Source organism: Cytobacillus oceanisediminis 2691, from assembly GCF_007678455.1.
Lineage (GTDB): Bacteria > Bacillota > Bacilli > Bacillales > Cytobacillaceae > Mesobacillus > Mesobacillus oceanisediminis_A.
This window is the reverse complement of the sequence record NZ_VEEP01000013.1, coordinates 1-12,988: the sequence shown is the minus strand read 5'-3', so window position 1 is coordinate 12,988 and position 12,988 is coordinate 1. Positions and strand designations below refer to the sequence as shown.

The 12,988-nt window shown below is 44.2% G+C and carries 15 protein-coding genes and 9 tRNA genes; 23 read left to right on the top strand and 1 reads right to left on the bottom strand.

The window, feature by feature from the left end; genetic code table 11:
• Positions 1-63 precede the first annotated feature (63 nt).
• From FS736_RS21450 to FS736_RS21390, 13 genes are all read left to right on the top strand, one after another.
• A complete protein-coding gene (locus FS736_RS21450) occupies positions 64-1,077 on the top strand; it encodes a LolA family protein (RefSeq protein ID WP_144481168.1) in 1,014 nt (337 codons plus the stop codon).
• Positions 1,078-1,384: 307 nt separating this feature from the next.
• Positions 1,385-2,542, top strand: a complete 1,158-nt coding sequence (alr, locus tag FS736_RS21445; RefSeq protein WP_144481166.1) for an alanine racemase — start codon at positions 1,385-1,387, stop codon at positions 2,540-2,542.
• 193 nt (positions 2,543-2,735) lie between these two features.
• Positions 2,736-3,017: a CopG family ribbon-helix-helix protein gene (locus FS736_RS21440; RefSeq protein ID WP_031308192.1), complete on the top strand. Its 282-nt coding sequence runs from the start codon at positions 2,736-2,738 to the stop codon at positions 3,015-3,017.
• A gap of 4 nt (positions 3,018-3,021) precedes the next feature.
• Positions 3,022-3,372, top strand: a complete 351-nt coding sequence (gene ndoA / locus FS736_RS21435; RefSeq protein ID WP_041967053.1) for a type II toxin-antitoxin system endoribonuclease NdoA — start codon at positions 3,022-3,024, stop codon at positions 3,370-3,372.
• A gap of 477 nt (positions 3,373-3,849) precedes the next feature.
• Positions 3,850-4,683 carry an RsbT co-antagonist protein RsbRA gene (locus tag FS736_RS21430; RefSeq protein ID WP_144481164.1) on the top strand — a complete coding sequence of 278 codons (834 nt, stop codon included), beginning with the start codon at positions 3,850-3,852 and terminating at the stop codon, positions 4,681-4,683.
• Complete coding sequence (locus FS736_RS21425) at positions 4,680-5,036, top strand: STAS domain-containing protein (RefSeq protein ID WP_041967776.1); 357 nt, start codon at positions 4,680-4,682, stop codon at positions 5,034-5,036. The genes FS736_RS21430 and FS736_RS21425 overlap by 4 nt, the downstream gene beginning before the upstream one ends.
• Before the next feature lie 4 nt (positions 5,037-5,040).
• Positions 5,041-5,442 (top strand): anti-sigma regulatory factor, encoded by a 402-nt coding sequence (locus FS736_RS21420; RefSeq protein ID WP_144481162.1) that lies wholly within the window; start codon positions 5,041-5,043, stop codon positions 5,440-5,442.
• Positions 5,443-5,453: 11 nt separating this feature from the next.
• Positions 5,454-6,464 (top strand): PP2C family protein-serine/threonine phosphatase, encoded by a 1,011-nt coding sequence (locus FS736_RS21415; RefSeq protein WP_144481160.1) that lies wholly within the window; start codon positions 5,454-5,456, stop codon positions 6,462-6,464.
• A 58-nt stretch (positions 6,465-6,522) separates the two neighbouring features.
• A complete protein-coding gene (locus FS736_RS21410; RefSeq protein WP_144481158.1) occupies positions 6,523-6,855 on the top strand; it encodes an anti-sigma factor antagonist in 333 nt (110 codons plus the stop codon).
• Positions 6,852-7,325, top strand: coding sequence for an anti-sigma B factor RsbW (gene rsbW, locus FS736_RS21405; RefSeq protein ID WP_079504369.1), 474 nt, complete (start codon positions 6,852-6,854; stop codon positions 7,323-7,325). Before FS736_RS21410 ends, rsbW begins: the two co-directional genes overlap by 4 nt.
• Positions 7,303-8,097 (top strand): RNA polymerase sigma factor SigB, encoded by a 795-nt coding sequence (gene sigB, locus FS736_RS21400; RefSeq protein ID WP_144481156.1) that lies wholly within the window; start codon positions 7,303-7,305, stop codon positions 8,095-8,097. The genes rsbW and sigB overlap by 23 nt, the downstream gene beginning before the upstream one ends.
• Complete coding sequence (locus FS736_RS21395; protein ID WP_144481154.1) at positions 8,094-8,690, top strand: PP2C family serine/threonine-protein phosphatase; 597 nt, start codon at positions 8,094-8,096, stop codon at positions 8,688-8,690. The genes sigB and FS736_RS21395 overlap by 4 nt, the downstream gene beginning before the upstream one ends.
• A 159-nt stretch (positions 8,691-8,849) precedes the next feature.
• The gene (locus FS736_RS21390; protein WP_186326889.1) at positions 8,850-11,018 is read left to right on the top strand and encodes a Tex family protein; all 2,169 of its coding nucleotides are present in this window, start codon (positions 8,850-8,852) and stop codon (positions 11,016-11,018) included.
• A 36-nt stretch (positions 11,019-11,054) separates the two neighbouring features.
• Here the strand turns inward: FS736_RS21390 and cmpA are convergent, their stop codons facing one another.
• Positions 11,055-11,165 carry a cortex morphogenetic protein CmpA gene (gene cmpA, locus FS736_RS21385; protein WP_139378277.1) on the bottom strand — a complete coding sequence of 37 codons (111 nt, stop codon included), beginning with the start codon at positions 11,163-11,165 and terminating at the stop codon, positions 11,055-11,057.
• Between the two features lie 93 nt (positions 11,166-11,258).
• Here cmpA and FS736_RS21380 point away from each other — a divergent pair, with 93 nt between their 5' ends.
• The 10 genes from FS736_RS21380 to FS736_RS21335 all read left to right on the top strand — a co-directional run bounded on the left by FS736_RS21380 (position 11,259) and on the right by FS736_RS21335 (position 12,988).
• A complete protein-coding gene (locus FS736_RS21380) occupies positions 11,259-11,735 on the top strand; it encodes a SprT family protein (protein ID WP_144481150.1) in 477 nt (158 codons plus the stop codon).
• A 130-nt stretch (positions 11,736-11,865) separates the two neighbouring features.
• Positions 11,866-11,940: transfer RNA gene (locus tag FS736_RS21375), tRNA-Asn, on the top strand.
• Positions 11,941-11,958: 18 nt separating this feature from the next.
• Positions 11,959-12,049, top strand: a tRNA-Ser gene (locus FS736_RS21370).
• 15 nt (positions 12,050-12,064) lie between these two features.
• Positions 12,065-12,139 (top strand) — tRNA-Glu (locus FS736_RS21365).
• 29 nt (positions 12,140-12,168) lie between these two features.
• Positions 12,169-12,244, top strand: a tRNA-Asp gene (locus FS736_RS21360).
• Positions 12,245-12,251: 7 nt separating this feature from the next.
• Positions 12,252-12,326, top strand: a tRNA-Gln gene (locus tag FS736_RS21355).
• 157 nt (positions 12,327-12,483) lie between these two features.
• A tRNA-Lys gene (locus FS736_RS21350) sits at positions 12,484-12,559 on the top strand.
• Positions 12,560-12,622: 63 nt separating this feature from the next.
• Positions 12,623-12,707, top strand: a tRNA-Leu gene (locus FS736_RS21345).
• Between the two features lie 58 nt (positions 12,708-12,765).
• Positions 12,766-12,851 (top strand) — tRNA-Leu (locus FS736_RS21340).
• 63 nt (positions 12,852-12,914) lie between these two features.
• Positions 12,915-12,988: transfer RNA gene (locus tag FS736_RS21335), tRNA-Arg, on the top strand.

The following is a 12,988-nucleotide window of genomic DNA, read 5'->3' as shown; positions in this document are numbered from 1 at the left end:
TGTCTTATTCCTGTCCTTTCTTTCCCTTTACACGTTTAAATGAGACTAAAAGGGGTTGGAAGAATGAAGAAAAGGTTATTGCTGCTTCTCGCCGGGCTCATGGTTATTTTTGCTTTGGCTGCCTGCGGTACAAAATCACAGGAATCTGTGGTTAAGGACTTGGACGGAACGCTCAATGATTTAAAGAGTTACAAAGCTAAGGCAAAGATGACATTGCAGATGGGTACCGAGCCGCAAGTGTATGATGTGGAGATTTGGCACAAAGATCCGTCATTTTACCGTGTGAATTTGAAGAATGCCCAGAAGGACCAAAGTCAGATGATCCTCAGGAATGATGAGGGAGTCTTTGTTCTGACACCTGCGCTGAACAAGAGCTTCCGTTTCCAGAGCGACTGGCCGAAGAACAGCAGCCAGGCTTATCTGTACGAATCTTTAATCACAGATATCCTCGAGGATAAGCAAGCGAAATTCTCGGCCACCAAGGAACATTACGTGTTCGAGACGAAAACAAGATACCAGAACAACAAGATGCTTCCAATCCAGGAAATCAAGCTGAAAAAGAAGAGCCTTGCGCCAGTAAGCGTGAAGGTGATGGATCCGGACCGCAATGCGCTGGTGACGGTAGAATTCTCTGATGTGAAATTCGACGCAAGCTTTGATAAAGATGCGTTTGACATGAAAAAGAACATGACAGGTGCTCAGCTTGAGGTACCGGTTATGGCTGATGTGGAAGACAAGGAATTTACAGTGAAATATCCAGTCGCCGAAATCCCGGGCGTGACGCTGATCGATGAAAAGGAAATCAAGACAGAGGATGGCAAGCGAGTTGTCTTGACATACGACGGCGACAAGTCATTCACGCTCATCCAGGAGAAAGCGAATGCCATGCCTGCGATGTCCTCGGCCATCAATATGACTGGAAAGCCTGTCGACCTTGGATTCACGGTTGGTGCTATGAACGAAACATCGATTTCATGGACACATCTCGGAGTCGATTATATGCTGGCATCCACAGACTTATCACCTGAAGAGATGGAAATGGTCGCCAAATCGGTATTGGCCGATATGGAAAAATAAGAATCGTCAAGCAGGCTCAGAGTAACCTGGGCCTGTTTTTTTATGGGCTTGGGAATAAAATCTGTTTTTAAGGAATATAATCTGACGTTTAAGGAATAAAAACCATTTTCTAAGGAATATAATTGTGTTTTTAAGGAATATATTTAGTTTTTCAGGAATAAATCGATATCCTCTTCTAAAACCAGTTCACTCCCGAGAAGTAGTTCCTCCTTGAAAAATCCGTATATATCCATTTGACATTGAGTTCTTTCAGTTTGATAATTAAACAATATAAATTAAGCTCGGATTGAAGGAAGTGGAGTTTTCGGTGGAAGAGCAAGGATTTTTTTACCGTGATACTTGGGCAGAAGTGGACCTGGATCGGATCAAAAACAACGTAAAGGAAATCTCAGGTCATTTGTCTGAGGATGTTGAACTTATTGCAGTTGTGAAGGCCAATGCATATGGACACGGGGATTTGCAAGTGGCTGAGGCGGCATTGGAAGCAGGAGCGTCAATGCTTGCGGTAGCATTCATGGACGAGGCACTCGCATTGCGGAAAAAGGGGATCACTGCACCGATCCTTGTCCTTGGTGCCAGCAGGCCGGGAGACGTGAATATCGCAGCCGAGGAAGGAATCATCCTTACTGTTTTTCAGAAAGAATGGCTGGAAAAAGCGAAGGAAGTATTGAAAAAGGATGCCGCCCTTTTGCTTCATATAAAAATAGATACAGGAATGGGCCGGATTGGAATCCGTACGGTGGAAGAGCTGAAGGCTGTGGAAAGGCTTATAACAGAAGACCCGCGCCTGCAGCTTCATGGCATTTACACACATTATGCAACAGCGGACGAATTGGATGATACGTATTTCAACAGGCAGCTGGCATCGTTCAAGGGAATGCTGTCAGCCCTGGACCAGCTGCCGCCAATCGTCCATAGCAGCAACAGTGCAGCCGCCCTTATGCACCCCGATGCCCACTTTAATGCCGTAAGAATAGGAATCGTGATGTACGGACTGGCGCCATCAATGGAAATCGCTCCTGAATTGCCGGTGGAGCTCCAGGAGGCGTTCACTCTCCACTCGAGGATTGTGCATGTAAAGAAACTGGAAAAAGGTGAAAAAGTCAGCTACGGTGCTACGTATGAAGCCCCTGAAGAAATTTGGGTAGGGACGCTGCCGATTGGGTATGCTGATGGATGGATAAGAAGGCTCCAGGGGCAGGAAGTGCTGGTCGATGGCCAAAGGTCGCCGATCATTGGCCGTATCTGCATGGATCAATGCATGGTAAGACTTCCGAATGAGGTTCCCGTTGGAACGGTCGCTACCCTGATCGGGAGCCAGGAACAAGAATCGATTTCCATCAATGAGATTGCAAGCAAGCTGGAAACCATTAATTATGAAGTCCCGTGCATCATTTCCTCCAGGGTGCCAAGATTGTACAGGCAAAATGGCAAAGTCGTCGATTTGAACAATTCATTGCTATAAAACACATCCAATAATTAACAAAGCTGTGTAATCCCGCTAATACCATGCATAAAATACTAATTTTTTGGCGGATAATACAGAAGAATTGCTGATTTACCTTTGCATCTGGCATAAATAGTGATAATATTAGAAATGGTAGAGAGATAACGAACTTAATAATGGTATGTAGTGATGATGGTGGAGGTGTATGTTTGTGTCTGAATCCAGCGCAACAACTGAGATTTTGGTAAAGTTACCGCAGCATCTGTTGAGTGAACTAGATGGATTTGTTAAGCAAGAAAACGTAAACCGCAGCGAATTTATTTATCAGGCAACAAAAATGTTTTTGCGTGAGAAGAAAAAGAGACAAATTCGTGAATCCATGAGACGTGGCTATATGGAAATGGCCAAGATTAATCTAACCATTGCATCAGAAGCATTTCAAGCAGAATACGAGGCAGAACACACAGTTGAACGTCTAGTCAGCGGAGGATGATCCTTTGATTGTCAAACGTGGTGACGTCTATTTTGCAGACCTATCCCCAGTTGTTGGTTCGGAACAAGGCGGAGTGCGCCCTGTCCTGGTCATCCAAAACGACATCGGGAATCGGTTCAGTCCCACAGTCATTATCGCAGCGATCACGGCACAGATCCAAAAAGCCAAGCTTCCAACTCATGTAGAAATTGATGCGAAGCGGTACGGTTTTGAAAGAGATTCGGTCATATTATTGGAACAAATACGCACAATTGACAAACAGCGCCTAACCGATAAAATTACCCATCTCGATGACGAAATGATGGAAAAAGTGGATGAAGCCCTTCAGGTAAGTTTAGGTCTTATTGAATTCTGATCAACAGCACGCTCTTGAATAAAAAGAGCGTTTTTTTGTAACCGGACCACCTGGCCTGCCAGCAGGCCTTTTACATAACCCCCAAAAAATAGAAACGGATGTTTTCTGTGTGGGAGGCAAGCATAGCGCTTGTCTCTTTTTTAATTGGCGGGGTTGTTTTAGAGGTGCGGCAAGAAAAGCAGGAAAGCTGTCCGAAGCAAGCCGAAGAGTCACCAATCTCCCAATCGCCACACAGGCATAAACACAAAATTTACCCACGCTAAAATTTAATTCAGCAAAAATAGGAATAATAACTATGCGATATTCCATGAATGGTGTCGACAAGTTGATTTTATTTGACGAAAGAAAACTGTTATCATTAAATGGAGATATATAATCAGGATTTTGTGAAAATTTAATTACAGTTTTAAAAATGGTTTACATTTGGGCGGATTGGGGTAATGTAAAATTTTGTTGTGATAGAATGGGGAGGATGGAATGAATAAAATAATATCAAATTATATTCAGGGTCATAAACAAGACATCCTGGATCAATGGATAGATAGGACGAAAGAAGAAGCGGATGATCGGGTGGTCCGTTTAGTATCAGATCGTGTATTCCAATCAACGAGCAAGGAATTTATCGATTTGATCATATCTAATTTTAAAGGTACGAGTGAGGAATATAAGGAAAGGCTGACGGATTTTGCTGAAAAGGTGGTCAGGCTTGGCTGGCCATTGACGTTTGTCACCAAAGGCCTTCATACCTTTAATTTAATTGTTTTTGAAGGGATGCAGAGGGAAGAAGTCGTAACGCCTGAGAATCAGATGGAAATCATCTTTGAGTTTGACCGCTGGGCAACTCCAATGAACAATGAGATTGTCAGTGTATACTCGTCTACATGGGAAAGAACGGTTTCCCTTCAGAAAATTGCCCTTCAGGAACTTTCGGCTCCGCTTATTCCTGTATTTGAAGGAATTACGGTGATGCCGCTTGTTGGTACCATCGATACAGAGCGTGCAAAACAAATCATGGAAAACCTGCTAAAAGGTGCGGTTAAACACCGTTCTGAGGTAGTTCTTATAGATATTACAGGTGTTCCTGTCGTAGATACGATGGTTGCCCACCATATTATCCAGGCAGCGGATGCTGTCAGGCTTATTGGTGCCAAGTGCATGCTGGTCGGGATCCGTCCGGAAATAGCCCAGACCATCGTCAACCTGGGCATTGACCTGAACCAATTTACAACGAAGAATAACTTGAAAAAAGGAATAGAAGCAGCTCTTGAGCTGACAAATAAAAAAATCGTTTCACTGGAGGGAGCAAAGTGAGAATACCTATCCTAAAGCTGGATGATTGTCTGTTGGTCTCCATTCAATGGGAGCTTGATGACCAAACTGCTCTTCAATTTCAAGAGGACTTGCTCCATAAAATTCATGAGACAAGTGCCAATGGTGTCGTCATTGATTTAACCTCAATCGATTTCATCGACTCTTTTATCGCCAAAGTCCTTGGAGATGTCATCAACATGTCCAAGCTTATGGGTGCGATTGTAGTCATAACAGGAATCCAGCCTGCTGTAGCGATAACGCTAATTGAATTAGGAATCGGACTTGATGATGTCCTAACTGCATTAGATTTAGAAAAAGGTTTGGAGAAATTACAACAGGAATTGGGGGAATAGCTGAATGGACATCCAATCCTGCGTAACGATTATCAATGAATGGGACATCGTGGCCGCGCGCCAGCTTGGCAGGAATGTAGCGAAAGAGCTTGGTTTCGGCACGGTTGACCAAGCAAGAATCACCACAGCCATCAGTGAATTGGCCAGGAATATTTACTTGTACGCCGGAAAAGGACAGATTTGCATCGATAAACTGTATGACGGCGGAAAAGCGGGATTGCGAATCAATGCAGTAGATAGCGGCCCAGGTATTAAAGAAATACGCCAGGTCATGGAAGATGGTTATTCAACATCAGGAGGACTTGGAGCCGGCCTTCCCGGGGTTAAGCGTCTTATGGACGAATTCGACATAGACTCTACTCCTGGACAAGGAACACAGATCAAAGCAACTAAATGGCTCCGTTAGGGGGAAACAGTATGGATTTCCGAGAAATGATGGAATCAAAGTATCGGGATATTCTTGACAATTATATAAAAGAGCAATCCGAACAAGCATTATATGCAGGACAGAAATTCAGCCGGAAGTCGATAGAGCACAAAATCGCACCGGAAGAAATCATCAGCCTGCATAAAAGCTTGCTTCTTGAAATGTATCCTGAACTACCAGAGGATATTATGCATTCCTTTGACATTCTCCTCGAAGTGATGATTGGTTATGGTATTGCTTACCGTGAGCATCAAAGCTTAAGGCACCAGCAGGAGGAATTAAGGTCCGAAATGGAAATTGCCGCTAATGTCCAGCAAACCCTGCTTGGCACGAATATCCCTACCGTTCCCGGTATCGATATCGGCGCAATCAGCGTCCCTGCAAAGCATATGAATGGTGACTATTTCCATTTTGTCCAGGATGAGAATGACAATATCAGTGTTGCGATCGCTGATGTAATCGGAAAAGGGATTCCGGCAGCGCTTTGTATGTCCATGATTAAGTATGCGATGGACAGCCTGCCAGAAAACCGGCTTGATCCGAGCAGCATCCTGGAAAACCTGAACAGAGTCGTTGAACAGAACGTTGACCCAAGCATGTTCATCACAATGTTTTATGGAATGTTCAATCCTTCCAACAACATCTTCTATTATGCTTCCGCAGGGCATGAGCCTGGCTTCTATTATGATTCCAAAAAGAAGGAATTCTCAGAGTTGGTCGCAAGAGGCTTGCTGTTAGGAGTGGACAAACGGACAAAGTATACCCAGTACGAAAAAGAAATACTTCCTGGGGATATGGTGATCCTGATGTCTGACGGAGTGACTGAGTGCAGGACGGAAGAGGGTTTCATCGAAAAGGAAACATTAATCGGATATATAAATAAATATATTCACTTAAATGCTCAGGAAATTGTCAATAATATCTTTAGGGAACTTGAAAAACTTCAGCATTTCCAATTGCGGGATGATTTTACTTTGATCATTTTGAAAAGAGATGTTTAATCAGAACCCGAAACGGGTAAATCAAAAGAGCAATTGAATTGTAAAGGGTGGGTCATTTATGAATATTTCGATAGATGTTAAAGAAACAGAATCTAAGTTAGCAGTTAAAGTAAACGGTGAAATTGATGCATATACAGCTCCACAGCTTCGTGAAAAGCTTTTCCCTTTATCTGAAAAAGAAGGTGTAAAGATGGTTGTTGACCTTTCAGAGGTCAATTATATGGATAGTACTGGGCTTGGAGTATTTGTAGGAGTATTCAAGAACGTCCGTGCACACGACGGTGAGTTCAAGATCGTCGGCTTGTCCGAACGTTTGCAGAGACTTTTCGAAATCACCGGCTTGGCCGACATTATCGATATAAACAGCCAGATAGAGGGTGGAGTGCAATGAACCAGTCATTTGACTATATTGAGATGAAAATCCCGGCTAAACCGGAATTCGTAGGTGTCATTCGTTTGACCCTTTCTGGTATTGCAAGCCGCATGGGTTTTTCCTATGACGAAATTGAAGACCTAAAAATTGCGACCAGCGAAGCATGTACCAACGCTGTGCAGCATGCATATAAAAACAATGAGAATGGCGAAGTTATCATTGGTTTCGGATTGTATGAAGACAAGCTTGAAGTGATGGTTGCAGATAATGGACAAAGCTTTGACTTCCACTCAGCGCGCCAGGGCCTCGGTCCTTATGACCAGAATAGTTCTGTGGAATTCCTTCGCGAAGGAGGCTTGGGACTGTATCTGATCGAAACCTTGATGGACGAGGTTCGGATCCATCACAAAGAGGGCGTCACGGTCTTTATGACCAAGTACCGAGAAGGAGAGCAGGTGGAGAGAGATGCAGAGACAATCTCAACCTAAGCAGAGGCCAAAAGAAGAGATTAATGAATTAATCAAAGCCTACCAGCTACATGAGGATGCAGACGCCCAGAATGAGCTGGTTCTTCATTATCAAAACCTTGTCGAAACCATCGCGAGAAAGTACTCGAAGGGAAGGTCATTCCACGAGGATATTTTCCAGGTTGGAATGATCGGTCTTTTAGGTGCAATCCGCCGTTACGATGAAACATTCGGCAAAAGCTTTGAAGCATTTGCCGTGCCGACCATCATTGGTGAAATCAAAAGATTCTTAAGAGATAAAACGTGGAGTGTTCACGTACCGCGCAGGATAAAAGAACTTGGTCCTAAAATCAAAACAACTGTCGAAGATTTGACCACCCAGCTGCACCGCTCTCCTCGAGTGGATGAAATCGCAGAAGCACTTCAGGTTTCCGAAGAAGAAGTGTTGGAAGCGATGGAGATGGGGAAAAGCTACCAGGCTTTATCCGTTGACCATTCTATTGAAGCCGATTCTGACGGCGGAACAGTCACCCTGTTGGACATCGTCGGAAATATTGATGAAGGCTATGAAAAAATCAACCAGAGAATGGTTCTCGAGAAAGTACTTCATGTACTGAGCGAGCGCGAAAAGTTAATTATCCAATATACCTATCTTGATAACCTGAGCCAGAAAGAGGCTGGTGACAAGCTTGGTATTTCACAGATGCATGTATCAAGACTTCAAAGAAGGGCAATCAAAAAGCTTCAAGAAGCGATTCATGCGGAAAACAACAACTCGGAGTATATTACATGATCCAACAGTTCAAGGACAAAATAGAACTTTATGCTTACCAGACAATCAAAGAAGGTAAATTAGAGTGCGGTGACAGTTACTATTATACAGCCACCGATGATTATTTTGTCTGTGTAGTAGCAGATGGACTCGGGTCAGGGCAATACGCGCATGAAGCATCTGCGGCGGTCGTTTCAGTAGTCGAACAGCACCATCATGAAGATGTTGATACACTAATGAAATACTGCAACAACATTCTGGTGCAAAAGCGCGGTGCTGCTGTATCGATCTTCAAGGTCTACTTCGAAAGCCGTCAATTCGTGTACAGCTGCGTCGGGAATATCCGCTTTTTCCTCTATGCGCCAAACGGCAAATTGACGTACCCTTTGCCGGTTACAGGTTATCTTTCAGGGAAGCCGCAAGTATTCCACACCCAACGATTTGTTTACGAGCCAGATTCAAAATTCCTGATCTACTCAGATGGGTTTGATATCCATGGCGCAAAAACACTTTTGAAGGGATACCGGTCCATAGCAGCCGTCGCGGAACAAATCAAAAGCGAATACGCAAACTCAATGGATGATGCAACTTTTATTGTGGGAAGTCTACTATAGCCGGTGGACTTCTTTTTGTTTTATATAGATGTCTTTCACAATTCATTAATATCCTTCCGGGCAGAAGCGAAACTGTAAACCTCACCCCGGTTTTGGTACACTATTAAGGTATCAAGAAATACCAATATGATAATGGAGGATTGTCTCTTGACTCAAACAATGGATAAGCAAGACCAATATGTAAAAATCATTGCCAAAGAGCAATCGTTAGCAGCGAAACAGGTGCAAAGTGTGATTTCATTGATCGCTGAAGGGAACACGGTTCCGTTCATCGCCCGATATCGGAAAGAAATGACTGGCGCCCTTGATGAAGTGCAAATTCGCAACATCGTTGAAAGATGGCAATACATACAGAACTTGGAACAGCGCAAAGAAGAAGTCATCAGGCTGATCGAGGAACAGGGAAAGCTGACAGACGAACTTAAAGCGAACATAGAAAAATCGATCAAGCTTCAGGAAGTAGAAGACCTTTACCGTCCGTACAAGCAAAAAAGAAGGACGAAAGCAACCGTCGCCAAAGAGAAAGGCCTTGAGCCTCTTGCTCAATGGATGCTGGAATTCCCTGTTAGTGGCAGTCTTGAAGAGAAGGCCGGGGAGTTTTTATCAGATGAAAAAGGCGTTGAATCCGTCGAGGACGCGATTGCAGGCGCGAAGGATATCATTGCCGAAATCATTTCCGACGATGCAGAAAGCCGTAAATGGATTAGAAGCGAAACCTTTAAGACAGGCTCGATTGAATCTGCCGTAAAAAACGTAGAGCAAGATGAGAAAAATGTTTATGAGATGTACTACGAATACTCCGAACCGGTCAGTAAAGTAGTCCCTCACAGGATTCTTGCGCTTAACCGCGGTGAGAAAGAAGACCTTTTAAGGGTGTCAATCAAGCCGAAAACAGAGATGATCATGAGTTATCTGCAGCGTAAGTGGATTTCCAAAAATCATTCTGTAACAGCAACTTCGGTAACAGAAGCGATTGAGGATGCCTACAAACGGTTGATCCAGCCATCAATTGAACGTGAAATCAGGAATGAGCTCACGGAAAAAGCAGAAGAGCAGGCGATCCATATCTTTTCCGAAAACCTGCGCAAACTGCTCCTTCAGCCTCCTTTAAAAGGAAAGGTCGTTCTTGGAGTAGACCCTGCGTTCCGGACGGGCTGCAAATTGGCTGCTGTCGATGAGACCGGAAAAGTTTTATCGATCGGTGTAATCTATCCGCATACATCGAGTGCTAAAAGTACCGAAGCGCGGGACAAATTCATTAAAGTCCTGAAAGATTACGATGTAGAAATGGTGGCCATCGGCAACGGTACAGCTTCAAGGGAGACGGAGCAATTCGTATCAGATATTTTAAAGGAACTGGATCGAGAAATTTTCTATCTAATCGTCAATGAAGCAGGCGCAAGTGTCTACTCCGCATCTGACCTTGCCCGTGAAGAGTTCCCGAACTATCAAGTAGAGGAAAGAAGTGCCGTTTCGATCGCGCGCAGATTGCAAGATCCTCTGGCAGAACTCGTGAAAATCGATCCTAAATCTGTTGGTGTCGGTCAATACCAGCATGATGTAAGCCAGAAGAAACTATCCGAATCCCTGACATTCGTTGTAGAAACGGCAGTTAACCAGGTGGGTGTTAACGTAAACACAGCCTCATCATCATTGTTGCAATATGTATCAGGACTATCAAAGACGGTTGCCAATAACATCATCAAGAAGCGAGAAGAGGAAGGGAAGTTCACGAGCCGTGCACAGCTTAAAAAAATCCCGCGCCTTGGAGCCAAGACCTATGAACAGGCAATTGGATTCCTTCGTGTCATTGACGGAAAAGAACCGCTTGACCGCACTGGCATCCACCCGGAAAGCTATAGCGAGGTAAAGCAGCTGCTTGACAGTCTCGGATTTAAAACGTCAGATCTAGGGACATTCGCACTGAAGGATGTTTTAGGGCAAATCAATATCGATCAGACAGCTGACCAGCTTGGAATCGGTAAACTGACGCTTAAGGACATCATTGACGCTCTCGTCCGTCCAGAAAGAGACCCGCGTGATGAACTTCCAGCTCCGCTTCTAAAGAAAGATGTTCTAAAGCTGGAGGATCTAAAACCAGGGATGGAGCTTCAGGGGACTGTAAGAAATGTAGTGGATTTCGGAGCTTTTGTGGATATCGGCGTTAAACAGGATGGCCTTGTCCATATCTCCAAACTAAGCAACCGCTTTGTAAAACACCCATTGGATATTGTCTCGGTAGGCGATGTAGTAACAGTATGGGTAGACAGTGTAGACCAGAAAAAAGGCCGTGTCGCTTTGACAATGCTGAAGCCCGATCAAGCATAATAAAGAAGACTGCAGTCAATCCTGCAGTCTTTTTCATTACTCCTGTTTCTTTCTATAAAAAAACCAACATTGATTTAAGAGTTTGATTTGATAACGATTTTTTTCATAGAAGGCTCGTTTCATTTGATTCTGGAACCAGACTGGCATAAACAATACCTCCTTAAGATAAATACGGTAAAAGGTAACATTAATATATGCTATAATGGGTTGTCAGGTTTCTAAAAAGGCAGGAGTTCTTAAATGACAGACCAAGAATTGCAGGATCTTGTTAGTAAAATCTCAGATGACTATTTCCAAAAGCCGTTCAGGCATAAAGCCTTCTTCAATTCCCGACTTCGAACCACCGGGGGCAGGTATATGCTGAATAGCCACAATATCGAAATTAACAAAAAGTATTTCGAACAGCTTGGAGAAGAGGAGCTTATCGGTATTATCAAGCATGAGCTTTGCCATTACCATCTTCACCTGGAAGGGAAAGGCTATAAGCATCGAGACAATGATTTTAGGAAATTGCTCAAACAAGTAGATGCACCCAGATTTTGTTCCACTCTGCCTGAGGAAAAGAAACGAAAATCAAAGAGCCAAAAGTTCCTGATTTATCAATGCAGCAAATGTAAGTTGGACTATCGCAGGAAAAGATCCATTAACACTTCAAAATATGTTTGCGGAAAATGCAGGGGAAAGCTGGTCAAGGTCAAAGAAATAGTTGTAGATTAAGGTTTCCAGGCATTCAAGCTCGGGTTCGAAAAATATTAAAAACATGGTTGACTTTTGCTGGGCTGCTCCCTATAATAGTAAGAGTCGATAAGACGTCATCATGAAATAAAGCAAGAAGAAATGCTGCTATTCCGCAGTAGCTCAGTGGTAGAGCACTCGGCTGTTAACCGAGCGGTCGTAGGTTCGAATCCTACCTGCGGAGCCATTAATTTTTTCGAGGTATGGGGAAGTACTCAAGAGGCTGAAGAGGCGCCCCTGCTAAGGGTGTAGGTCGGGTAACCGGCGCGAGGGTTCAAATCCCTCCTTCTCCGCCAGAACATTTCATATATGGCCCCTTGGTCAAGCGGTTAAGACACCGCCCTTTCACGGCGGTAACACGGGTTCGAATCCCGTAGGGGTCACCATTTACAAAAAAACAAAAAATATCTTCAATGGTCCCGTGGTGTAGCGGTTAACATGCCTGCCTGTCACGCAGGAGATCGCCGGTTCGATCCCGGTCGGGACCGCCATTTTCATTGGGCTATAGCCAAGCGGTAAGGCAACGGACTTTGACTCCGTCATGCGTTGGTTCGAATCCAGCTAGCCCAGCCATTTTTTTGAGCCATTAGCTCAGTCGGCAGAGCAGATTGCTCGCTGCATTGAGTTTTCTTCCCTGGCAATCTGCGAGAAAGACCGAAGGTCTTTTGAGCATCAGATGCGATGAGGGAAAATAAATGGGTGGATACAATCTTTGTTCCACTTCAAAAATGAGCCATTAGCTCAGTCGGTAGAGCATCTGACTTTTAATCAGAGGGTCGAAGGTTCGAGTCCTTCATGGCTCACCAGTTTTTTTACAACAGTTGAAAAAACTTTCTCTGGATTCTGCTTAGGCGGGATGATATTAATACGCGGGTGTGGCGGAATTGGCAGACGCACCAGACTTAGGATCTGGCGCCGCAAGGCGTGGGGGTTCGACTCCCTTCACCCGCACCATTAATTACCTGTTGATTAATGCGTTTGAATCAGTTAAGATATAAACCTGTCATGTTATGCGGTCGTGGCGGAATGGCAGACGCGCTAGGTTGAGGGCCTAGTGGGGGCAACCCCGTGGAGGTTCAAGTCCTCTCGGCCGCACCAAAAAAGATATTGACACACTTAAACGATTGTGTTAATATATATAAGTTGCTATTAAAACATTATGCGCCCGTAGCTCAATTGGATAGAGCGTCTGACTACGGATCAGAAGGTTATGGGTTCGACTCCTTTCGGGCGCG

Coding starts and splice junctions, on each gene's coding strand:
- FS736_RS21450 (WP_144481168.1), top strand. CDS start 64: ATGAAGAAAAGGTTATTGCTGCTTCTCGCCGGGCTCATGGTTATTTTT.
- FS736_RS21430 (WP_144481164.1), top strand. CDS start 3,850: ATGAATAAAATAATATCAAATTATATTCAGGGTCATAAACAAGACATC.
- FS736_RS21420 (WP_144481162.1), top strand. CDS start 5,041: ATGGACATCCAATCCTGCGTAACGATTATCAATGAATGGGACATCGTG.
- FS736_RS21415 (WP_144481160.1), top strand. CDS start 5,454: ATGGATTTCCGAGAAATGATGGAATCAAAGTATCGGGATATTCTTGAC.
- FS736_RS21410 (WP_144481158.1), top strand. CDS start 6,523: ATGAATATTTCGATAGATGTTAAAGAAACAGAATCTAAGTTAGCAGTT.
- rsbW (WP_079504369.1), top strand. CDS start 6,852: ATGAACCAGTCATTTGACTATATTGAGATGAAAATCCCGGCTAAACCG.
- sigB (WP_144481156.1), top strand. CDS start 7,303: ATGCAGAGACAATCTCAACCTAAGCAGAGGCCAAAAGAAGAGATTAAT.
- FS736_RS21395 (WP_144481154.1), top strand. CDS start 8,094: ATGATCCAACAGTTCAAGGACAAAATAGAACTTTATGCTTACCAGACA.
- FS736_RS21390 (WP_186326889.1), top strand. CDS start 8,850: ATGGATAAGCAAGACCAATATGTAAAAATCATTGCCAAAGAGCAATCG.
- cmpA (WP_139378277.1), bottom strand. CDS start 11,165: ATGCCAGTCTGGTTCCAGAATCAAATGAAACGAGCCTTCTATGAAAAA.
- FS736_RS21380 (WP_144481150.1), top strand. CDS start 11,259: ATGACAGACCAAGAATTGCAGGATCTTGTTAGTAAAATCTCAGATGAC.